Genomic DNA, 21,068 nt, shown 5'->3' with positions numbered 1-21,068 from the left:
GACTCAGTGTTTGCCCGCCAACAGCTCTTCGACCGTCCTCCCGTTCACCGTTATCCCCTCCCGCTCCAGCAGCTCGCCGGTTGCCTGCAGATACTGCGTCACGGCGGTGACGTAGTTCACCTGCGCCTTGATCTGGTTGCTGCGCGCCCGCGCCAGGTCGTTCTCCACGTCCAGGACGTCGCGGGCGGTCGCCAGGCCAACCTCGGACTTGGAGATGTAGGCGGAGAGCCGCTCCTCGGCGAACTCCTTCTCCCTGGCCGTCACATCGAGCTGCTTGAAACTGGCATCCATGGCCCGCAGCGCGGAACGCACGTCGGTCACCACCAGCGAATTCAGGTTGTTCAACTGGGTCTTCGACTGGTCCAGCCGCAGCCTGCTCTTCACGTACTCCGCCTCGGCGGCATCGTTGCCCAACGGGTACTCGAACTGCAGCCCGGCGGTCCAGACCGGAGTGTCAGCGCGAACCAGCCGGTTCATATCCTGGTTGTACTGCTCCCCCATGCCGCCGTAGGTCCAGGTACCGTACAGGTTCAGGCCGGGCAGGGTCTTGTTCCTCGCCCCCCGGCGCTGCGTCTCGGCGCTCTCGATCTGCAGCTTCGCCTCGTCCAGTTCCGGCCGCAGGGCAAGCGCCCGCCGGATCCCTTCGGCCTCGTCCGCCGTGACCCTGGTCAGGTCGGGAGCGTCGACCGCGTTGATCTCGCCGGGAGGCATCTGCAGGATCTGACGCAGGAGGTCGACCTGGTCCCGCAGCGCCTTGTCCGCGTCGATGACCTCCTTCTCGCGCGCAGCCACCCCGTACTTCGCGTTCAGGATCTCCATCGGCGGGAGCACGCCGGCCTTGACCCGTTCCTCGATCTCCCCGAGCACCCTGCGGGACAGCCCCAGCGACACCTCCCGCGACCGCAGGTCCTCGCGCAGGCTGTGCAGCTTGAAATACTCGATGCGGATCTGCGCCACCAGGTTCTGGATCCTGCCGGCCACGCGTTTCACCGCCCCTTCCCGCGCCTGCTCAGCGACCACGATATTCAGGTTGGTCACCTGCGGTCCCAGGTTTCTCAATAGCGGCTGATTAAGGGCGAAGGTGACCTCGCTCTGCCAGTAACGGGGATAGGTGGAGGAGCTGTAGTCGGTCTCGTTGTAGTAGTTGTTGAACTGAAAACCGAAGGTGCCGCCGGTGGGGACCAGCCGATTGATGCCGGTGAGGAGCTTCAGGGTCTTTTGCCTGCTGGGCCCGCCGGTGCTGACGGGAAAGGTGTCCGAATCCTGCCACGACGCGCCCAGGGTGAGCCCGGTATTGTAGATGCCGCGGGTCTTGCGCACCTCTGCCTGCGCTATGGCGGCGTTGTACAGTTCCGCCTTCAGGGCCAGGTTCTGTTCGACCCCCAGCCTGACCGCCTGTTTCAACGTGAGATCGACAACCTCCGCCCACGCCTCGCACGGGATCAGCGCGAGGGCTGCTGCAGTCACCAGGGCCGGCACATTCATGCAGATGCTCCTTCTGCCCCGGACGCGTAGAGGAGAGGATGGGCAACTACGAGATATAAGGAGCGTATCACATAACTACTGAATCTGAAGCGGATGTAACTGACATAGCAAAATAATCAACTGTATCAGGGCCGCCTCTGAGTCAGACCATAGATGGATATAAATTACGGCAAGATGGTGAGTAGTCAGAGAACTGTTTTCTTAAAGGGTCTGGCTGGAGACCCCGAGGGGGGGCGGCGTGCCGGGAGATCAGGGTAAAGCCAATACGTTCCCCCCTTTGCGAAGGGGGGACAGGGGGGATTTGTCTTTGAGGTGTGGCGCTTCGTGGGGAAACTGCTTACGTCGTGGTCCACCTTTCGATCAGTTCCTGGAGCTGTGCCAGGTTGAAGGGCTTGCTGAGAAAGTCGTCCATGCCGGCGCTCAGGCAGCATTCACGCGATCCGGCCATGGCATGGGCGGTGAGCGCGATGATAGGCGTGTGCCTGCCGGAGCCGCGCTCCTGCTCCCTGATGGCGCGGGTGGCCTCGTAGCCGTCCAGCTCCGGCATCTGGCAGTCCATGAAAACCAGGTCGTAGGCCTTGCGCGCCAGGGCCGATACCGCCTGGCTCCCGTTCTGGGCCACGTCCACCTGGCAGCCCAGGGCGGTCATCATGGCGTGGGCCACCTCGCAGTTGACCGGGTTATCCTCGGCCAGGAGCACGCGCGCGTCGAACCGCGCTTGGCAGGGGGGATCCTCCAACGGGTTCTCCAGCTCTATAGGAAGGTCCTCGTCCTCGGTCGCGGCCTCGGGGGGGGCGTGCAGGTAGACGATGAAGGTGAACACGGAACCGCGCCCCGGCTCGCTTTCCACCCCGATTTCTCCCCCCATCAATTCCACCAGTTGCTTGGCTATGGCCAACCCGAGACCGGTTCCCCCGTACTTGCGGGTCGTCGAACCGTCGACCTGGGTGAACAGTTCGAAGATGGTCGGCATGGCCTCGGGGGGGATGCCGATGCCGGTGTCCCTCACCTCGAAGCCGACGTAGTGGCCGTTGCCGCTTTTCTCGACCAGGGAAGCCCTGACCTGAACGGAACCCTTCTCGGTGAACTTCAGGCCGTTGTTGACGATGTTGAGCAGCACCTGGCGCAGGCGGTTCGGGTCACCCAGGGCGCGGCGGGGGACGTCGGCGGCGATATGCAGCTCCACCGCCACCCCCTTGCGGCGCCCCACCTCGTGGTACAGCTCCACGGCCCCCCGCACCGTCTCGTGCAGGTCGAAGGGGATTTTCTCGATCTCCAGCTTCCCCGCCTCGATCTTGGAGATGTTGAGGATGTCGTTGATGATGCCCAAAAGCGACTCGCCCGACTGGTGCAGCATCTCGACGTAGCCACGCTGTTTCTGGTTCAGCTCGGTGTGCAGCAGCAGTTCAGCCATCCCCAGCACGCCGTTCATCGGGGTGCGGATCTCGTGGCTCATGTTGGCGAGAAACTGCGACTTCGCGCGGTTGGCCGCCTCGGCCGCCTCCTTGGCCTCCCTGAGTTCGGCGATGATCGCCTTTTGCTGCAGGTTCGCCTTGGAGATCTCCGCGGTGCGCTGGGCGACCTTTTCCTCCAGGTCGCTGTTCGCCGAGCGCAGTTCCGCCATGATGCGGGTGTTTTCGATGGCGAGCTCGGTCAGAGTGCGCACCAGGTGGTCGTGCGCCTCCAGCAGGCGGCGGCGCTCCAGGGCCCTGTTCACCGTGGCCACTACCATCTCGAGGTCGTCGAAGGGCTTGAACAGGTAGTCCTGGGCTCCCAGCCGCAGGGCCTGGACCGCGGTCTCCAGCGACACGTGACTGGTCATGATGATCACATCGGTCCAGGGATGGTCGTCCGCGATGGCGCGCAGGACCTCTATGCCGCCGATGCCCGGGAGGCGCACGTCCAGCATGACCAGCTTGTAGCCTGCCCGGCGCAGCTCTTCCAGGCATTCCTCGCCGCTGGCGACACCTGCGCTGTCGTACCCTTCCTTGCGGAACAGGTCGACCAGGACATCGGTCACCACCTCGTTGTCGTCGACGATCAGTATGTCTCGTCCCGCGCCCATGCAGATCTCCCGGTCAAGAAAGCACATTGGTGGATATTAACAAAAATGGCGACTGCCACAAGCAACTGATTGGATGGAATCAGCCCTGTTTCCTGCCCGCAGCGGCGGCGCAGGTGCAAAAGGAGCCGTCATGGTGCATCAGTTTCTCTTTTCCGGCCGTTCAATCCTCGTGGCGGCCGTTGCATATTGCGTTTGGGGTGCTTAACTTCTGCTGTTGCCTCACGGGCAGACGAGCTCATTGTGGGGAGAACTCTGACAGCAATTCTGACTTCTTTGTCAGAACAACTTCAGTTGAGCGCGACACAGGATTTGGCAGATACTGCAAACACTTCAAGAGGTGCACATGCACGTGTTGGTGATAGAGGACGAGAAGAAGGTGGCCGATGCCCTCAAGGCCGGGCTGGAGGCCGAGCAGTACCGGGTCAGCGTGGCCTACAGCGGTGAAGAAGGTTTCTTCCAGCTGAGCGCCGGTGCCTTCGACCTGGTGCTCCTCGACCTGATGCTCCCCGGGCGCGACGGGCTGGAGATCCTCACCACCATGAGAAAGCGCGGCTTCGATACGCCGGTGCTGATCCTGACCGCACGCGACTCGATCGAGGACCGCGTGCTGGGGTTGGATAGCGGCGCGGACGAGTACCTGGTGAAGCCGTTTGCCTTTCCGGAGCTCCTGGCCCGCATCCGGCTCATACTGCGCCGGGAAAAGAAGGAGGCCCAGGTGCAGCTTTCGCTGGGGGGGCTGGAGATGGACTTGGTGGGGCGGAAGGTGAAACGCGACGGCGAGGGGATCGATCTGACCGTGAAGGAATTCCAGCTTCTTGAGTACCTTCTGCGCAACCGGGGCAACGTGGTGACCCGGGAGATGCTGTCGCGGGACGTCTGGCAGGTGAAGGAGCGTTCGACCCCGCTCGACAACGTGATCGACGTGCACATCGCGCGGCTCAGGCGCAAGGTGGACGGCCCGTTCGAGCGCAAGCTGCTCAAGACGGTCCGAGGACTCGGTTTCACCATGGAGGAAGGGGAATGACCCTCAGGCCGCGCAGCATACGGGTGCGCTTGGCCATCTGGTACGCCGCGGCACTTGCCGCCATCGTCGTTGCCTTCGCGCTGGGTATCTATCTCTTCGTCCGCTCCAGCCTGCTGCGCGAGGTGGATGCGCAACTGGAACGCGACCTCGCGACGGTGAGCCGGGTGCTGCGCGAGGAACCCTTTGAAATCAACGAGCTGGCGCAGCACGGCTCAGTGGAATTTTTCCAGGTAAGCCAGGGAAACGAGGTGGTCGCGGAGACCCCGGGCTGGAGCCGGGAGGTGCTGGAAAAGGCGCTGGCGGGGCTGCCGCACGGCCCGGGACGCTCCTGGCGCTCGCACAGCGGGCAGGCCTTCCGGATCAGGAGCGTCGTCTTGCCGGGGGCGGGGCAGAGTCGGGTGGTCGCCGTAGCCGAGAGCGAACAGACACTGAGAACGAGCCTGGAAAGCATCGGGATGATCCTGCTCTTCGGCATTCCCATAGCCGTGGTGCTGGCGGTAGCGGGCGGCTACTTCCTGGCGGGTCGGGTGCTCAACCCGATTGAGGAGATCACGGCGCTGGCGGGCGCCATCACGGCGGAGCGGCTGTCCGAGCGGCTCCCCGTGGACAATCCCGGCGACGAGTTCGGCCGCCTGGCGCAGATGCTGAACGGCACCTTCGCGCGGCTGGAGGATTCCTTCGAGAGGTTACGACGCTTTAGCGCTGATGCTTCCCACGAACTGCGCACGCCGCTCACCGCCCTCAGGAGCGTGGGGGAGGTTGGGCTGCAGCGGGAACTGGACGCCGCCGGCTGTCGCGAGGTGATCGCCAGCATGCTGGAGGAGACCGACCGGCTCACCAAGCTGGTAGACTGCCTGCTGACCTTGAGCCGCGGCGACGCGGGGGGGCTCACGGTGACACGGGTGCGGGTGGACCTCGCCGAGATGGCGGCGGATGCCGTGGACATGATCGGCGTACTGGCGGAGGAAAAGGGGCAGGTGATCGAGCTGGAGGCAGGAGCTGGGGTCTGCGCCATGGTGAACCCGGAGATGCTGCGCCAGGCGCTGATCAACCTGCTGGACAACGCGGTGAAGTACTCGCCGCCGGGACGCATCGACCTGCGCGTGTACCGGACGGAGCGGGGCGAAGCCGCCCTCGAGGTGCAGGATCAGGGGCCGGGGATAGCGAGGGAGCACCAGGAGCTGATCTTCGACCGCTTCTACCGTGCCGACCCCGGACGATCGCGCGAGCAGGGGGGGGCGGGGCTCGGCCTTGCCATCACGCGGCAGGCGGTGGAGCTCAACGGCGGCAGGATCCAATTGGAGAGCGAGGCGGGGCAGGGCTGCAGGTTCACCATTCTGTTCCCGCTGGTATAAATCACCCTGGACGGGGTAAAAAAGGCGGCGCAGCCGCTACGGAGGAAAAATGAAGAGAGCCATCGTATCAGGATGCACGGGAGCCATTGTCATGCTGTTGGCCGGTGCGGCGCTGGCCGCTGCCGCGGGGGGGATGGACTTCCCGCAGGGAACCGCCACGCCCTCCGAGACCTGCGGCGGTTGCCACAAGGCCATTTACCGCGAGTTCGCCTTCGGTTTTGGCAGCGACCTGCACTACCAGCCGACCACCATCCCTCAGAAGGAAGGGGAGGCGATACCGATGCCGGCAGGGGTTTCGGCAACGGCTACCGCCCACGCCTTCGCCGGGGCCGAACGGTACCCGGTGCATGCCCGGGAGGCAGAGGAGGAGGGACGCTCCTGCAACGCTTGCCACTACCCGGAGCCATTTGCCATCCCCGACATCAACGTGGTCGAGATGACCAAGCCCAAGGCGCGCGGCAAGGAGAAGGAGGCAGTCGGCATCACCTGTGCGAGCTGCCACCTCACACCGGAAGGGAAGATCCGTTCCGCCCATGCCGTCACCGCACCGCACCAGACGGTGGCCGATCCCGCCATTCAGACCTCGGCCATGTGCGCCTACTGCCACAGCATGGGCAAGCGGGCGGTCGGCAAGCAGACCCAGACCTTCCTTGAGTGGCGCGAGGACTTCTTCAAGCCGGGGCTGGGCAAGCAGCAGTGCCAGGACTGCCACATGCCGCGTACCATGCGTAAGGTTGCCGAGGAGTTCGACAACCCCGAGCGCCCCGTGGCGCGGCACCTGTGGACCGGCGGGCGTTCCCAGCAGCGTCTGGCGAGCGCGCTCAGCATGGTGATCAGCCAGCCGACCGAGGGTAAACCTGATCTCGCCTTCCACCTGATCAACATCGGCGCCGGGCACTCGGTTCCGACCGGCTCCAACCGTCGCGCCGTGTACCTGAACATCACGGTCCTGGACCCGATGGGCAAGCCGGTGGCGACCAGGGAATGGATGTTCGCCCCCTCCTACGGTCCCCGGCCGGACGACAGGAAGTTCCTGGAAGAGGACAAGAAGCGGCCCGATGCGGTGGCGGCGAGCCAGGCCGATGCGCAGGGGCCGCACGAGGCGATCATCAGGGCCGGCGAGGAGCGCATCCTCACCTGGACACCCGCACTCCCTTCCGGCGATTACACCGTGAAAGCGCGTCTGATCTACGACCTGAACCGTTACAACAACCGCTCCTTCACCGACGATCAGACCGACATGAACGGGGCCACCCTGGTATTGAAGATCAAGAAGAGCTGACGAGCTGAGGAGCAATACCCGCTGTAAACGGTCGATTGTCAGCGACGCCGCGCGTGTTCCACCGCCCCTCCCCCCTCCGGGGGGAGGACGCCTGGGCAGGTTGCTGGGCGCGCCGAAAAACGACGGCAACGCATGAGTGCCGGCAGGAGTGCTGAAAGATGAGCCAGGTAAAGAGAAGCGGCAGGAAGATCGTGATGTGTGTGGTGGCGGCGCTGGCAATGGTCGCGGCGGCGTTACCGGCCCTGGCCAAGGGGGCGCAGCAGATCGGTTTTGCCAGGGAGGCACCGGGAGCCGAGGCGCGGAGTTTCAGCGCACTGGTCGGGACGTGGCACGTTGACCGGGACGGCTCCCGCCCCGTCTACGCGGTGGATGGTCGGAACTGGGAGCAGGGTGTAATGGCTCCGGGGGGCGCAGGCAAGGCGAAGGCGCTCTACGGAGCGGGTTCCGCGGAATTCCTGGCCGGGCTGGAGCGCTACCGTTACTTTCCGCTGTCGGTCTGCAACGACGTGAAAAGCTTCCGTGGCGGGAGCATCGAGGTGGCCTTCAAGGGGGTGAGCGGCAGGATAGACCAGGCCGCGGGGATTGCCTTCGATATCAAGCCCAACGGCGATTACCTGTTGTTGCGCGCCAACGCGCTGGAGGACAACCTGGTCCTGTTCCGGATGGAGCAGGGACGGCGCGCCACGGTGCAGTGGGCCGGCAAGGTGCCGGTCCCGTCCGGCCAGTGGCACGATCTCAAACTGGTGCTGGAAGGGAAAAGGATCCTGGGATACCTGGACGGGGTCAAGTATGTGGACCAGGCCTGGACCGAACCGGTCAACGGCCGCATCGGTCTATGGTCGAAGGCCGATTCCTACGTTTTCTTCGACAAGTTCACCGTCTCGGAAAAATGACCTGCCGCATGGCTGTTGGAAGGCTGAGGTGGCGGCGCCGGTGTATACGCATCGCCGGCGCTGCCCACCTTGCCTTTTGCGCACCACCTGCTTCATAATGCGCCGGTAACTCTCCTGGAGGAGATATCGATGCCGAACAAGATGAAGCTTTCCGACGCAGACCTCCTCGCACTATTCCACGCCGACCCCGACTTCCAGGCCAACTTTACCCCGCGCCACTACGCCAAAAAGACCCTCGTCTATTCCCCCTTCGAGGAGAAGAACCTCGTGTTCGTGGTGAGAAGCGGCCGGCTCCGCATCTACCTCGCCTACGAGGACAAGGAATTCACGCTCGCGCTGCTGGAAAGGGGCGATGTCTTCAGCACCCATACCCCCGCTTTCGTGCAGGCCCTGGAGGGGACGGAGATCCTGGTCTGCAGCACCGCGACTTTCGGGCGGGCGCTCGCCCGCCGCCCGGAGCTTTCGCTCACCATGGTCAAGGTGCTCGGCGAGCTGCTGCAGAACTCCATCCAGACCATCGAGGGGCTCGCCTTCAAGGACGTCCGGCTGCGCCTGGTGGACTTCCTGCTCGGGGCGGCGGCCGACAGGGGACGGATGACCCCGGAAGGGACCGTGGTGCAGTTGGGCCTCGGTACCGAAGATATCGCCCTCCTGGTCGGCACCACGCGCCAGACCATCTCGCAGATCATCAACGACTTCATCAAGACCGACCTCCTTGTGAAGATCGACCGCAAGACCCTCCTCATCAAGGACCTCGCCGCGTTTAAGACGTTGAAGGAAACCCCGTAACGCCGCGGCTGCGGCCGTCTTTTCTCCAGCCGCTTTCCCCAGACAAACAGCCCCTTTGCAGCAGAACTTCTCCGGGCATCCAATATCCCCCTCTCCCCCCGGGAGAGAGCCGGGGTGAGGGCGTTGCAATCTGTGATGCTTCCGCTTCGCGACACCTCTCCACCCACCGTCCGCCCCCCTCCCCCTCCGGGAGAGGGGACTGGCGGGAGGTCATAATTAATCCCGAAAAAAACATAACTGTCGGCTGCCCGACAGACCGCCACCCGTTTTTCACCTACATTGCCGCCCATGCTGCAACTTGTCTGCAACGGGGAGAGCGCGATGCACATCGAGGTAGAAGAAACGGCAGTCGGGCCGGTGCGGCTGTTCCGCATCAACACCGGGTCCTGCAACGGCTGCGACGTGGAACTGGCGGTGACCTCGGCGGTGACCGAATTCGACGTGGAGCAACTGGGCTGCCGCTACACAGAATCGGCGCACGAGGCGGACATCGTCCTCATCACCGGCCCACTCACCATCCGCGCCAGGGACGAAGTGCTGCGGCTCTACGCGCAGGCGCCACGGGACAAGGTAACCGTCGCTGTGGGCGTTTGCCCGGTGTCCGGTGGCGTCTTCCGCGACAGCTACGCGGTGGACGGTCCGATCGAGCGTCACCTGCCGGTGGACGTGAACATCCCGGGCTGCCCGCCGCGCCCCCAGGCCTTGTTGGCGGGAATCGGCGCAGCGCTGGAGATCCGACGGGCCCGGCGCGATGGCGAGGAGCCGGCCCGAAACCCCGATCACCGGAAGCATCATGGAACCGATAACTTCCCCGCCCGCGGCAGGATGAGCTACGACGCCAAGGCCTGCGTGGACTGCCGCATGTGCCGCCACGTCTGCGCGGCGGGAGCTATCCGCTTCGAGGCGGGAGACGGTGGCGTCCGCCTGACCCTCTGGCACAACAGCTGCGTCTTCTGCGGCCTGTGCAGCCACTACTGCCCCACCGGCGCCCTTTCCGTCACCGGCGACTGGCGCCTCGACCACCGCGCTGCCGATGCTTTCACCCAGATCGAGCGGGGCGAGGTTCCTTACGCACCCTGCACCGGCTGCGGCGAGGCCATCATCCCCACCGCCCCGCAGCTCCTGCACGCCGCCTTCCGCCGCCCCAACCCCGAGATCGAGAAGCTCAAAAACCTCTGCCCGGCCTGCCGGCAGTTGATGAGCATAGGAGTGCCCAGACGATGACTGATTTGACGACCAACGTTGCCGCCGCGCTGGCGATGGCAGCGGGCGAAGAAATAAACGTGCTGTGGCGCCGGGACCGCAAGGGCGTCCTGACCGGCTGGTGCCGCCTCCCCTGCGGCGAGGCGCTGCTCCCGGCGGCCCGCGCCGTGGCGGAACTGGAGGGGCGCCTTGCGATGGTCACCCCCTACCTCCCGGAACGGGCCAAGGAGAAGGGAGAGCGCGAAATCGCCTACCACTTCGACCTGGACGGCGCCACCCTCACCCTCACCGTGGTGCTCCCCCTGGAGTGGGCGCGCGTTCCCTCCCTCACCCCGATCTTTCGCAACTGCGACTGGCAGGAGCGGGAGCTGATGGAACTCTATGACGTCCAGGTGGTGGGGCACCCCGACCCGAGGCGCCTGTTCCTCGACCACACCCTGCCCCACGCCCCCTTCGAGCGCCTGGTCCCCTATTCGACTTTCACCAACGCGGCGACCGGCAAGGCCCTCTGGGACAAGGTGCTGGCGGGCGAACGGGAGGACGCATGACCACGAAAATCATCGAACTGGGGGCGCACCAGTTGGCCCTCGAAGAGCCCATGTATTTCCGGGTGAAGCTGGAAGGGGACCGGGTGGCCGACCTGGACGTCCTGCCGGGACAGGTGCACCGCGGCATGGAGCACCTGGTGATGCGCCGAAACCTCTACCAGAACATCACCCTCCTGGAGCGGCTCTGCTCGCTTTGTTCCAACAGCCACCCGAGCACCTTCTGCGCGGCCGTCGAGGAGGTGGCGGGCATCGCCATTCCGGAGCGGGCCGAGTACCTGCGCGCCGTGGCCGACGAGATCAAGCGCATCGCCTCGCATCTTTTCTGCTGCGCGGTGCAGGCCAACGCGATCGGCGAGACCCCCCTCTTCAGGCGCATCATGGAGGTTCGCGAGATCATGCAGCGCGCCAAGGAGGCGATCTACGGCAACCGGATGGACCTGGCCGCGAACGTGATCGGCGGCGTGCGCTACGATCTCACCCCCGAGGCCGCAGCCTACCTCGCCGGGGCGATGGAGGAGATGAAAAGGCCGCTGGACGAGCTCTACCTGCAGTTCGGCAACAACCCGGCGCTCATGGCCCGCATGGCGTGGGTGGGGGTGCTGCCGCGCGAGGCGGCGGTCGAGTGCGCCGTGGTGGGGCCGGTGGCCAGGGCCTGCGGCATCGACTACGACGTGCGCAAGAAGAGCCCCTACGGTGCCTACGACCGGCTCAAGTTCGAGGTGCCTTCGCAAACGGCAGGGGACGTCCGGGCGCGCAACCTGGTGCGGCTAGCTGAGGCGCGGCAGTCGGTCTCCCTCATCGAGCAGTGCCTGGCGCAACTCCCCGCGGGCCCGCTCTGCGCCGACAACCTCCCCGAGATCCCGGCCGGGGAGGCCATCGCCAAATCAGAGGCGCCGCGCGGCGAGCTCATGTACTACCTGAGGACCGATGGCTCGGACTTCCCGGTGCGGCTCAAGTGGCGCGTCCCCTCCTACATGAACTGGGACGCCCTCAAGGTGATGCTCAAGGGTGAGCCGGTCGGGAACATCCCGCTCATCGTGAACAGCATCGATCCCTGCATCGCCTGCACGGACCGCTAGGGGGCGCCATGCACGAGATCACCCTGGTGACGGGGCTTTTCGAAATCATCAACGAGCAGGTGGCAGTGCGCGGCATCGAGTCCATCTCCAAGGTGCGCCTGAAGGTGGGGGAGCTGGCGGCGGTGGAGCCGATGACCCTTGCCGCCTGCTTCGAGGTGGTGGCACAGGGGACCGTGGCCGAAGGGGCAGAGCTGGAGATCGAGGAGGTGCCCCTTGCCGGCCGCTGCCGTGGCTGCGGGGAACGCTTCAGGATCGTAAATTTCAACTTTATCTGTCCCTGCTGCGCCGGAGGCGACGTCGAGATGACCGGCGGCAGGGAACTGTACCTGGAGAGCCTGGAGGCGAACATTAATCCGGATCGGCCGATGGTTTCTCCCTCGCCCTCCGGGAGAGGGTGGCCGCAGGCCGGGTGAGGGGGGCGCCACGAAGTGAGGAGAGTGCTACTGCAGGCGCCCTCACCCTGGCCCTCTCCCGGAGGGAGAGGGGATGTGGACGAGAGCGGGCGGAAGAGCTTGTGTAATAAGGACATGCAAAGGAGATCACAATGAAGCGACAACGTGAAAATGCCATCGTATTTGCCGACCCCGAGCGCTGTCTCGGCTGTCACGGCTGCGAGTTGGCCTGCGCCGTGGCCCATTCCGGGAGCGGGCTGCACCAGGCGGCGCTCTCGGGGCTCACCCTGAGGCCGCGCAACAAGGTGGTGGCGGCGGGGGGTGTCATGATGCCGGTGCAGTGCCGCCAGTGCGAGGACGCCCCCTGCGCCGCGGCCTGCCCCACCGGCGCCATGCTCCAGGAAAGCGGGCAGGTCGGTGTACGCGAGAAGAACTGCGTCGGGTGCAAGGTCTGCGTCATGGTCTGCCCATTCGGCGCGATAAGCGTGAAGCACGAGGGGAGCGATCCGGAGAGCTTCCGCACCAACGGTGGTATCGCGCGTAAGTGCGATCTCTGCGCCGGCACCGGGCGCGACGTACCGGCCTGTGTCGAGGGTTGCCCGACCAAGGCGCTCTCGCTCATCGACCTGGAAGAGTACCGTCAGACCCTCATCGAGGCGCGGGCCGCCGAGCTGGCCCAGTCGCTACAACATCTCAAATCAAGGAAGGCAAGGATATGACCATGAAGCTCAGCACCGATCCGTCCGCGGCGACCCTGTTGCCCATCGCCAAGAAAGAAGGGATTGCCACCGTCTGGGACCGCCACCGCGCCATGCAGCCGCAGTGCGGCTTCGGCCAACTCGGGGTCTGTTGCCGCATCTGCTGGAAGGGCCCCTGCCGCATCGACCCGTTCGGGGACGGCCCCCAGCGCGGCATCTGCGGCGCCGACGCCGACACCATCGTGGCCAGGAACGTGATCCGCATGATCGCGGCCGGTGCGGCGGGACACTCCGAGCACGGCCGCCACGTGGCGCTCGCCCTGCAGGGTGTCGCCGAGGGAAGGCTCCCTGCCTACCAGATCCGTGACGAGGCGAAGCTGCGCGCGGTTGCGGCGAAGCTCGGCATCTGCACCGAAGGGCAGGACGTACCTGCCATCGCGGCTGCGGTGGCCAAGGCGACCCTGGAGGACTTCCAGAACCAGGACCACGACGCCCCCTGCAACTGGATCGAGGCGACGCTCACGAAGAAACGCCTGGAGCGCCTGCAGGCCCTGCACGTCTTGCCGCACAACATCGACGCCGTGATCACCCAGATCATGGGGCGTACCCTGGTGGGATGCGACGCCGACCCGGTCAACCTGATCCTGGGGGGCATCAAGGGGGCGCTCGCCGACTTCGACGGCATGTGCCTTGCGACCGAGCTCTCCGACGCCCTCTTCGGCTCACCGACCCCGGTGGTCACCGCCGCCAACCTCGGCGTGATCAAGCCGGACGCGGTCAACATCGCGGTGCACGGCCACAACCCCCTTCTGAGCGAGGTGGTCTGCGAGGTCGCGGGGCAGATGGACGAGGAGGCACGCAAGGCGGGCGCCAAGGACGGCATCAACATCGTCGGCATCTGCTGCACCGGCAACGAGGTCATGGTGCGACACGGCATCCCGCTGGCCGCGAACTACCTCTCCCAGGAGCTGGCGCTGGTCACCGGCGCGGTGGACGCCATGGTGGTCGACGTGCAGTGCATCATGCCCTCGGTGAGCGAGATCGGCGCCTGTTTCCACACCGCCGTGATCACCACCATGGCGGAGAACAAGATTCCCGGGGCCACCCACGTGGACTTCAAGGAGGAGGCCGCCCTGGAGAGCGCCCGTCGCATCGTGGCTACCGCGATCGAGGCCTACAAGCGCCGCGACCCGCGCCGGGTGAACATCCCGGACGTGAAACAGACCGCCATCGTCGGCTTCGGCGTGGAGTCCGTGGTGGGTGCGCTGGCGACCTTGAACGCCGCCGACCCGCTCCAACCGCTCATCGAGAACATCGCCAACGGCAACATCCGCGGCATCGCCCTCTTTGCAGGGTGCAACTCGACCCAGGTGGCGCAGGACAGCAGCTTCGTGACCATGGCCAAGAAGCTCGCGGCGAACAACGTGTTGATGCTCGCCACCGGCTGCGGCGCCGGCTCCTTCGCGAAGCACGGGCTGATGACCCAGGAGGCGACGCTGGAGTACGCCGGGGAATCGCTCAAGGGGGTCATGACCGCCATCGGCACCTCGGCGGGGCTGAACGGGCCGCTGCCGCTCGTGCTGCACATGGGCTCCTGTGTGGACAACAGCCGCGCCGTACAGGTGGCGGTGGCCGTGGCCGACAAGCTCGGCGTCGACCTCGACCAGCTCCCGCTGGTGGCCTCCGCGCCCGAGGCGATGTCGGAGAAGGCGGTCGCCATCGGCACCTGGAGCGTGGCGCTGGGCATTCCGACTCACCTGGGCACCATGCCGCAGGTGACCGGCTCGGCCAAGGTGACCGAGCTCCTGACGCAGACCGCTAAGGATCTGCTCGGAGGGTATTTCCTCGTGGAGCTCGACCCGAACCTCGCCGCGGACAAGCTCCTGGAGGTGATCGAGGAGCGCAGGAAGGGACTGGGGATTTAACGGGGCAGGGCGTCGGCGTCCACACCCCCTCTCCCCCCCGCGGACCATAGCCCTTCGGAGGGCGAAGGCCGGGAGGGTGAGGGGATGACCAGCAAGTTTGCATGAAAGAGGGAGAAGGAACTATGTGCGACCATCACAACCACGCGCATGACCACGACCATGAGCATGATCACGATCACGAGCATGATCACCATCACGACCACAGTCACGACCATCACCATCCCCGCCTCCACGCGGTGCCGCAGCGCGGAGCGGGACTGAAGATCGCCATCACCGGCAAGGGGGGCGTGGGGAAGACCACATTCGCGAGCCTCCTTTGCCGCGCCTTTACGGCCGACGGCGCCAGGGTGCTCGCCGTCGACGCCGACCCGGACGCCAACCTGGCCGCGGCGCTCGGCATCCCAGCCGATCGCGCCGAAAGCCTGCAGCCGGTGGCGCGCATGAAGGAACTCGCGGAGGAGCGCACCGGGGCCAGCGGGGGCTACGGCTCCTTCTTCAAACTGAATCCCAAGGTGAGCGACCTGCCGGAGCAGTTCTGCCTGGAGCACGACGGCGTCCGTTTCCTCTGGATGGGGACCCTGGAACAGGGGGGGAGCGGATGCGCCTGCCCGGAAAGCACCCTGGTCAAGCGCCTGATGGGGCACCTGCTCCTGGAGCGTGACGAGGTGGTGATCATGGACATGGAGGCTGGACTCGAGCACCTGGGACGTCGGACGGCCGAATCGGTGGACGCCCTGGTGGTCGTTGTGGAACCGGGGCAGCGCAGCCTGCAGACTGCCCGCCAGATCGAACGGTTGGCGGGCGACCTCGGTATCGAGGAGGTCTTCGTGGTGGGAAGCAAGGTGCGCGACGACGAGGACCGGCGGCTTATCGAAGGGGAGATCCCTTCGCGGCAGCTGCTCGGGACCATCTCCTTCTGCGAGGAGGTGCGCCGCGCCGACCGCGAGAACTGCGCGCCGGACCGGCTCAGCGCACAGGCGCTCAGTGAGGTCCGGAAGATCAAGGAACGCCTGCTCTCGTTGCGGGGGAAGTGACGGCAGGGGAGTCCCCCGCCCCCTTCCCCCTCCCGCAAGGGAACGGGGACTGCAGGAAGAAAAATATTGGGGCAACCTGAAGGGCCGCGCAGCGATGCGCGGCTTTTTTTCAGTTTCTGCCCAAACCTGCCGAAGAGTTGGTGGTCAACCAGCGGCTTGACTTGCCCGGCCCCACAGCGTATTTTATTCGAAAAAATCTATATTCGAAACTGGAAGAAGGGAGGTGCGCCTTGCAACCCACCATACTGCTCGTGGATGACCTGCAGATGTTCCTCGAAATCGAGAGGGATTTCTTCAAGCATACCGATGTGAACATCGTCACGGCGCGCGACGGCGTGGAGGCTCTCGAGGTGGTCAAGAGCGAGAAGCCGTCCCTGGTCTTCATGGACCTGCAGATGCCCAACATGGACGGGGCCGCCTGCTGCCGGGCCATCCGCTCTCATCCGGATCACGCCGACGTCCCGGTGGTGATCATCTCCTCCACGTCGGTGCAGCAGGACAAGGACGACTGCCTTGCCGCCGGCTGCAACTATTTCCTCACCAAGCCTGCCGGGCGGGACCGCTTCCTGGAGATCGCCCGGGAGTTCATTCCCGGCATCGACCGGCGCGAGAGGCGCCGCCCCTGCAGCCTGTCCGGGACCCTGCAGCTCAACGGCGAGGCATCCTCCTGCACCCTGTACGACCTCGGTGTGGACGGGACTTACGTGGTCACCGACCTCCCCGCCAAGTCCGGCAACGTGGTGAATCTCTCCTTTACCCTTCCCGATGGCACCCTGGTGGATTCTCCCTGCAAGGTGATCTGGTCCGGCGAGAAGACGGCGCTGCGGCCCAAGGGGCTTGGACTGAAGTTCGCCCTGCTCCCCAAGCCGATCCGTTCCGCCCTGGCCCGGTCGCTGGAAAGGCTCTAGCGACATTCCCTTTTGACCTGGCTGGGGCTAAGTGGTATAAATAGGCGCTCGGCACCCCGCGGCGCCTAAGCCCCGGCAGGTCTTAAGGAAAATCATGAAACTGCTCCACAATCTGAACCCTCCCCAGCAGGAGGCGGTGCTGCACGGCGAGGGACCAATGCTGGTCCTTGCCGGCGCCGGCTCCGGCAAGACGCGCGTCATCGTGCACCGCATCGCCTACCTCATCCACGAGCGGGGAGTCCCACCCTGGCAGATCCTGGCCGTAACCTTCACCAACAAGGCCGCCGGCGAGATGCGCGAGCGCATCAAGCACATGCTGGGGGAGGGGGACGCTCCTCTCGTCTCCACCTTCCATTCCACCTGCGCCCGCATCCTGAGAAGCGACATCAAGAGCCTCGGTTACGACTCGAACTTCGCCATCTACGACGACAAGGACTGCGAGCGCCTTTTGAAGGACTGCGCCGCCGAGCTGAACCTTGACGAGAAGCGCTACCCGGTGAAGCTCTTGGGGAGCGCGATCGACGAGTTCAAGAATCAGGGGATGAGCCCCTTCGACGTCCCGGCGGATTCCCCCTACCAGGCGACCCTGGCCCGGGTCTACCGCTGCTACCAGGAACGCCTGAAGCGCTGCAACGCGGCCGACTTCGGGGACCTGCTCCTTTTGACCGTGCAGCTCTTCGAGGAGCACCCGGAGGTGCTGGACAAGTACCTGCAGCGCTGGCGCTGGATCATGGTGGACGAGTACCAGGACACCAACCCCGTGCAGTACCGCCTGGTCCAGCTTCTGGCCGGCGCCCGCCAGAACCTTTGCGTGGTGGGTGACGACGATCAGTCCATCTACGGCTGGCGCGGGGCGGATATCCGCAACATCCTGGAATTCGAGAAGGATTTCCCCGGGGTCAAGGTGGTGAAGCTGGAGCAGAACTACCGCTCCACCAAGACCATCCTGGACGGCGCCTGGCACGTGGTGCAGAAGAACAGGGGGAGAAAGCCCAAGCGCCTCTGGACCGACAACCCCGAGGGCGAGCGCATCGTGTACCGGACCCTCCCCAACGAGTGGGAGGAGGGGCGCACCGTCTGCCGGGAGGTCGAACGTTTCCTCGCCGAAGGGGGCGATCTCTCCGAGGTTGCTGTCTTTTACCGGACCAACGCCCAGTCCCGCGTCATCGAGGAGGCCCTGGTCGGGGCCCAGATCCCGCACCACATGGTCGGAGGCGTGCGCTTCTATGCGAGGCTCGAGGTGAAGGACATCCTCGCCTACCTGAAGGTGCTGGACAACCCTTCCGACGACGTGGCGGTGAAGAGGATCATCAATACGCCGCCGCGCGGCATCGGCAACACCACGGTCCAGAAGATCTCCGATTTCGCCAACGAAAAGGGGCTCCCTTTCTACGACGCCATGCTGGAAGGGGCCTACGGGCCGCTGCTCCCCGCCGCCGCCCGGGGCAAGGTCGCCGCCTTCGTCAACGAGTTGGAGGGGTACAAGAGCCTGAGCGAGAAGCTCCCGTTGTCCGAGCTCACCGCCGCCGTCATCAACGATTCCGGCTACTACGCCCGCCTGAAGACCCAGCGGACCGACGAGGCCCAGGAGCGGATCGACAACCTGCAGGAGTTGGTGACCGCCATGCAGACCTACGAGAGTGGGCCGGGCGAGCACGGGCTGGCCGATTTCCTGGAGCGGGTCGCGCTGGTCTCCGACCTGGAGCACGAGGGGGAGGGGAAGAAATCCTCCGCCACGCTGATGACCCTGCACTCGGCCAAGGGGCTGGAATTCCAGCTGGTCTTCATGATCGGCATGGAGGAGAAGCTCTTCCCCCACGTGCGCGCCCTGGAGAACCCGGAGCAGATGGAGGAGGAAAGAAGGCTCTGCTACGTGGGGATGACCCGCGCCAAGAAGCGCCTGTTCCTTCTGAACGTGCGCCGCCGCCACATCTTCGGGCAGGAGCAGATGAACGCCCCCGCCCGCTTCATCGCCGACATCCCCAGGGAACTCCTGGACAGCGGCGACCTTTGGCAGCGCCCCGAGCCCTCCCGCGACTTTTCTGCCTCCTCCCACAACCTCGCCGCCCTGTTCGAGGACGAGATCGAGCCGGAGTTCGAGGACAACGAGGTGCGCATGGTCCCCGACGATGAGGACGACAGCATCTGGGTCGGCATGAAGGTGCGCCACGCCCAGTTCGGGCCGGGGACCATCAGGAAGATAGAAGGGGAGGGGGACAACCAGAAGGTGATCGTCTGGTTCAATTCCCTGGGGGGGCCGAAGAAGCTCCTGGTGCGCTTCGCCGGGCTTGAGCGGGCCTGAAAACCGGTATATAGTTTAGTATCCGTCACTAATGAGAATAACAAGGAGACAACCCATGAGAAAACTAGCCGTCTTCATGATAGCCATGCTGCTATTCTCCGGATGCACCCACTACAAGAGCCAGTACGTTTCCTTCAGGCCGCCCGAGGCGTACCAGAACCACCTGGAACAGTCGGGCGTTTCGCTGGGCGGTGAGGCGTATGCGACGCCGGACGCGGCGGAGAAGGCCTTCGGCTTCGACATCAAGGGAGCGGGGCTGTTGCCGGTCATGCTGGTCATGGACAACAAGAGCGGCAAGACCCTGGAGCTCATGGCCGGGCAGACCTTCCTGGTGGACGAGGGGGGGAACTACTGGCCCATGGTCACCAACAAGGTGGCCTTCGACCGGCTGGAGAGCTCGACCCAGTTCGCCTCCTTCTTCGGCAAGGGGGCCGGCAAGGGTGCCCTGCTCGGGGCCGCGGCAGGCACGGTCCTCGGGGCGGCGTTGGGGATCGTTTCCGGCAGGAGCGTGGCCGGGTCGCTCGGCAAGGGTGCCGCACTCGGTGCGGCAGGGGGCGCCGTCATCGGCGGCACCCAGGAGGGGACCTCCAACGACCGCGAGAACCGTATCTCGGACGACCTGAGGAGCAAGGGGTTGGAGGGTAAGCCCATCCCGGCCGACAGCCTCTCCAACGGTTTCGTTTTCTTCCCGGGCGAGGCCCCGAGCGCCAAGGAGCTGAGGCTGCAGTGGCGCGAGCGGGAGACCGGCTTGGTGCAGAAGCTGATCCTGCCGCTCAACGTGCGCAAATAGGTGCCTGGGGCGCAGGTGGGGCTGGCTCCGCCGGCTGCCTGCCCCCTTGGCTGAAACGCGGATAGGGGCTCACCGGCCCCTATTCGTTTGTGCGGTATCCCTCACCCCTGCCCCTCTCCCGGAGGGCGAGGGGGGGACGGGCGCGCCGCTGTGGGCAAGTGCCCTGATGGTTCTTTACCCTCGCCACCGAGGGTCTATGGTCCGGGGGCGGGAGAGGGTGGCCGAAGGCCGGGTGAGGGCGCTGGCCCGGGCCGTGGAGCTGCTGGAAGGAGACCAAGTTTGGAAAAACCGATCATAGCCGTCACCATGGGCGACCCGAGCGGCATCGGCCCTGAGATCATCGCGGCGGCGCTCGCCGACCCCGCCGTCACCAAACTGTGCCGCCCCCTGGTGCTGGGCGACCGCGCCGCCATAGAGCGCGGCATAGCCGTGGCCGGGGTCGACCTCACGGTGGTCTCGGCGCCGGACCTGGTACCCCCGGCCGATCCGCTGCCCGGAACCCTCTACCTGCGCGAGCTCTCTACCCTTGCCCCCGAGGAAATGGTCTTTGGCAAGCCCGGCCCGGCCGGTGGCGACGCCTGCTACCGCTACATCTGCGAGGCGGCCACGCTCTGCATGGACGGGGTTGCCGCGGCCATGGCGACTGCTCCCATCAACAAGGAGTCGCTGAACAGCGCCGGGCACCGCTTTCCGGGGCACACGGAGCTGCTGGCCGAACTGACCGGCGGACAGGAGGTGGTGATGATGCTGGCGGGGGACCGCCTCAGGGTCACCCTGGTCACCATCCACGAGGCGCTTTCCCGCGTCCCCGAGCTGGTCACCTTCGAACGGGTCCTCTCCACCATCAGGATCACCCACGACTCGCTCTCCCGCTGGTTCTGCAAGTCTCCCCGCCTGGCCGTGCTGGCGCTCAACCCGCACTGCGGCGAGGGGGGGATGTTCGGCGACGAGGAGAGCAGCATCATCGCACCGGCCGTGGCCGCGGCCCGGGAAGAGGGGATCGACGCGGTGGGACCGCTCTCGGCGGACACCCTGTTCCACTTCGCGGCCCAGGGTGGCTACGACGCGGTGGTCTGCATGTACCACGACCAGGGGCTCATCCCGCTCAAGCTTCTGCACTTCGACGACGGGGTGAACGTCACCCTCGGCCTCCCCATCATCCGCACCTCGGTCGACCACGGCACCGCCTACGACCTCGCCGGGACCGGCAAGGCGAGCCCCGCCAGCATGAAGGCCGCCCTGGTCATGGCTTCCCAGATGGCGCAGACGGGGCAGGAAAACCAGTAAAGGAACCGC

18 protein-coding genes are annotated in these 21,068 nt (G+C 65.5%); 16 read left to right on the top strand and 2 right to left on the bottom strand.

The window, feature by feature from the left end; all coding sequences use genetic code 11:
• Window positions 1-3: 3 nt before the first annotated feature.
• Both KOM00_RS01170 and KOM00_RS01165 read right to left on the bottom strand, forming a co-directional pair.
• Window positions 4-1,485 (bottom strand): TolC family protein, encoded by a 1,482-nt coding sequence (locus KOM00_RS01170; RefSeq protein WP_216497001.1) that lies wholly within the window; start codon window positions 1,483-1,485, stop codon window positions 4-6.
• Between the two features lie 337 nt (window positions 1,486-1,822).
• Window positions 1,823-3,550, bottom strand: a complete 1,728-nt coding sequence (locus KOM00_RS01165) for a response regulator (protein WP_216497000.1) — start codon at window positions 3,548-3,550, stop codon at window positions 1,823-1,825.
• A 343-nt stretch (window positions 3,551-3,893) separates the two neighbouring features.
• On the opposite strand from KOM00_RS01165, the gene KOM00_RS01160 reads away from it, so the two are divergent.
• The 16 genes from KOM00_RS01160 to pdxA all read left to right on the top strand — a co-directional run bounded on the left by KOM00_RS01160 (window position 3,894) and on the right by pdxA (window position 21,059).
• Window positions 3,894-4,574, top strand: a complete 681-nt coding sequence (locus tag KOM00_RS01160; RefSeq protein ID WP_216496999.1) for a response regulator transcription factor — start codon at window positions 3,894-3,896, stop codon at window positions 4,572-4,574.
• Window positions 4,571-5,929, top strand: coding sequence for a sensor histidine kinase (locus KOM00_RS01155; protein WP_216496998.1), 1,359 nt, complete (start codon window positions 4,571-4,573; stop codon window positions 5,927-5,929). The genes KOM00_RS01160 and KOM00_RS01155 overlap by 4 nt, the downstream gene beginning before the upstream one ends.
• 49 nt (window positions 5,930-5,978) lie before the next feature.
• Entirely contained in the window at window positions 5,979-7,211 is a 1,233-nt protein-coding gene (locus KOM00_RS01150; protein ID WP_216496997.1) for a hypothetical protein, read from the top strand.
• 158 nt (window positions 7,212-7,369) lie between these two features.
• Window positions 7,370-8,104 (top strand): LamG domain-containing protein, encoded by a 735-nt coding sequence (locus tag KOM00_RS01145; RefSeq protein ID WP_216496996.1) that lies wholly within the window; start codon window positions 7,370-7,372, stop codon window positions 8,102-8,104.
• Window positions 8,105-8,233: 129 nt separating this feature from the next.
• The gene (locus tag KOM00_RS01140) at window positions 8,234-8,893 is read left to right on the top strand and encodes a Crp/Fnr family transcriptional regulator (protein ID WP_216496995.1); all 660 of its coding nucleotides are present in this window, start codon (window positions 8,234-8,236) and stop codon (window positions 8,891-8,893) included.
• Window positions 8,894-9,214: 321 nt separating this feature from the next.
• Complete coding sequence (locus tag KOM00_RS21130; RefSeq protein WP_216496994.1) at window positions 9,215-10,117, top strand: NADH-quinone oxidoreductase subunit B family protein; 903 nt, start codon at window positions 9,215-9,217, stop codon at window positions 10,115-10,117.
• Complete coding sequence (locus KOM00_RS01130) at window positions 10,114-10,644, top strand: NADH-quinone oxidoreductase subunit C (protein ID WP_216496993.1); 531 nt, start codon at window positions 10,114-10,116, stop codon at window positions 10,642-10,644. The genes KOM00_RS21130 and KOM00_RS01130 overlap by 4 nt, the downstream gene beginning before the upstream one ends.
• On the top strand, window positions 10,641-11,723 hold the full coding sequence (locus tag KOM00_RS01125) for a hydrogenase large subunit (RefSeq protein ID WP_216496992.1): 1,083 nt from the start codon (window positions 10,641-10,643) through the stop codon (window positions 11,721-11,723). The genes KOM00_RS01130 and KOM00_RS01125 overlap by 4 nt, the downstream gene beginning before the upstream one ends.
• Window positions 11,724-11,731: 8 nt before the next feature.
• Window positions 11,732-12,136, top strand: a complete 405-nt coding sequence (hypA, locus tag KOM00_RS01120) for a hydrogenase maturation nickel metallochaperone HypA (protein ID WP_216496991.1) — start codon at window positions 11,732-11,734, stop codon at window positions 12,134-12,136.
• A 131-nt stretch (window positions 12,137-12,267) separates the two neighbouring features.
• The gene (locus tag KOM00_RS01115; RefSeq protein ID WP_216496990.1) at window positions 12,268-12,834 is read left to right on the top strand and encodes a 4Fe-4S dicluster domain-containing protein; all 567 of its coding nucleotides are present in this window, start codon (window positions 12,268-12,270) and stop codon (window positions 12,832-12,834) included.
• Window positions 12,831-14,738, top strand: a complete 1,908-nt coding sequence (cooS, locus tag KOM00_RS01110; RefSeq protein ID WP_216496989.1) for an anaerobic carbon-monoxide dehydrogenase catalytic subunit — start codon at window positions 12,831-12,833, stop codon at window positions 14,736-14,738. The genes KOM00_RS01115 and cooS overlap by 4 nt, the downstream gene beginning before the upstream one ends.
• Before the next feature lie 122 nt (window positions 14,739-14,860).
• Entirely contained in the window at window positions 14,861-15,772 is a 912-nt protein-coding gene (locus KOM00_RS01105; RefSeq protein ID WP_236026669.1) for an ATP-binding protein, read from the top strand.
• A gap of 230 nt (window positions 15,773-16,002) precedes the next feature.
• Window positions 16,003-16,680 (top strand): response regulator, encoded by a 678-nt coding sequence (locus KOM00_RS01100; protein ID WP_216496988.1) that lies wholly within the window; start codon window positions 16,003-16,005, stop codon window positions 16,678-16,680.
• Window positions 16,681-16,774: 94 nt separating this feature from the next.
• The gene (locus KOM00_RS01095) at window positions 16,775-18,982 is read left to right on the top strand and encodes an ATP-dependent helicase (RefSeq protein WP_216496987.1); all 2,208 of its coding nucleotides are present in this window, start codon (window positions 16,775-16,777) and stop codon (window positions 18,980-18,982) included.
• A gap of 55 nt (window positions 18,983-19,037) precedes the next feature.
• A complete protein-coding gene (locus KOM00_RS01090) occupies window positions 19,038-19,772 on the top strand; it encodes a glycine zipper family protein (protein WP_216496986.1) in 735 nt (244 codons plus the stop codon).
• Between the two features lie 306 nt (window positions 19,773-20,078).
• Window positions 20,079-21,059, top strand: coding sequence for a 4-hydroxythreonine-4-phosphate dehydrogenase PdxA (gene pdxA / locus KOM00_RS01085; protein WP_216497195.1), 981 nt, complete (start codon window positions 20,079-20,081; stop codon window positions 21,057-21,059).
• Window positions 21,060-21,068: the final 9 nt, after the last annotated feature.

The sequence above is a fragment of the Geomonas diazotrophica genome, from assembly GCF_018919385.1.
In the GTDB taxonomy this organism is placed as follows: domain Bacteria; phylum Desulfobacterota; class Desulfuromonadia; order Geobacterales; family Geobacteraceae; genus Geomonas; species Geomonas diazotrophica.
The sequence above is the reverse complement of the archived record's forward strand: the minus strand, read 5'-3'. Positions and strand labels throughout refer to the sequence as shown.

What these genes read in the sequence shown, in the direction of transcription:
- KOM00_RS01145 (WP_216496996.1), top strand. Translation starts at nt 7,370, where the DNA reads ATGAGCCAGGTAAAGAGAAGCGGCAGGAAGATCGTGATGTGTGTGGTG.
- KOM00_RS01090 (WP_216496986.1), top strand. Translation starts at nt 19,038, where the DNA reads ATGAGAAAACTAGCCGTCTTCATGATAGCCATGCTGCTATTCTCCGGA.
- KOM00_RS01165 (WP_216497000.1), bottom strand. Translation starts at nt 3,550, where the DNA reads ATGGGCGCGGGACGAGACATACTGATCGTCGACGACAACGAGGTGGTG.
- KOM00_RS01150 (WP_216496997.1), top strand. Translation starts at nt 5,979, where the DNA reads ATGAAGAGAGCCATCGTATCAGGATGCACGGGAGCCATTGTCATGCTG.
- KOM00_RS01115 (WP_216496990.1), top strand. Translation starts at nt 12,268, where the DNA reads ATGAAGCGACAACGTGAAAATGCCATCGTATTTGCCGACCCCGAGCGC.
- cooS (WP_216496989.1), top strand. Translation starts at nt 12,831, where the DNA reads ATGACCATGAAGCTCAGCACCGATCCGTCCGCGGCGACCCTGTTGCCC.
- KOM00_RS01125 (WP_216496992.1), top strand. Translation starts at nt 10,641, where the DNA reads ATGACCACGAAAATCATCGAACTGGGGGCGCACCAGTTGGCCCTCGAA.
- pdxA (WP_216497195.1), top strand. Translation starts at nt 20,079, where the DNA reads ATGGGCGACCCGAGCGGCATCGGCCCTGAGATCATCGCGGCGGCGCTC.
- KOM00_RS01105 (WP_236026669.1), top strand. Translation starts at nt 14,861, where the DNA reads ATGTGCGACCATCACAACCACGCGCATGACCACGACCATGAGCATGAT.
- KOM00_RS01130 (WP_216496993.1), top strand. Translation starts at nt 10,114, where the DNA reads ATGACTGATTTGACGACCAACGTTGCCGCCGCGCTGGCGATGGCAGCG.
- KOM00_RS21130 (WP_216496994.1), top strand. Translation starts at nt 9,215, where the DNA reads ATGCACATCGAGGTAGAAGAAACGGCAGTCGGGCCGGTGCGGCTGTTC.
- KOM00_RS01095 (WP_216496987.1), top strand. Translation starts at nt 16,775, where the DNA reads ATGAAACTGCTCCACAATCTGAACCCTCCCCAGCAGGAGGCGGTGCTG.
- KOM00_RS01170 (WP_216497001.1), bottom strand. Translation starts at nt 1,485, where the DNA reads ATGAATGTGCCGGCCCTGGTGACTGCAGCAGCCCTCGCGCTGATCCCG.
- KOM00_RS01155 (WP_216496998.1), top strand. Translation starts at nt 4,571, where the DNA reads ATGACCCTCAGGCCGCGCAGCATACGGGTGCGCTTGGCCATCTGGTAC.
- KOM00_RS01160 (WP_216496999.1), top strand. Translation starts at nt 3,894, where the DNA reads ATGCACGTGTTGGTGATAGAGGACGAGAAGAAGGTGGCCGATGCCCTC.
- hypA (WP_216496991.1), top strand. Translation starts at nt 11,732, where the DNA reads ATGCACGAGATCACCCTGGTGACGGGGCTTTTCGAAATCATCAACGAG.
- KOM00_RS01140 (WP_216496995.1), top strand. Translation starts at nt 8,234, where the DNA reads ATGCCGAACAAGATGAAGCTTTCCGACGCAGACCTCCTCGCACTATTC.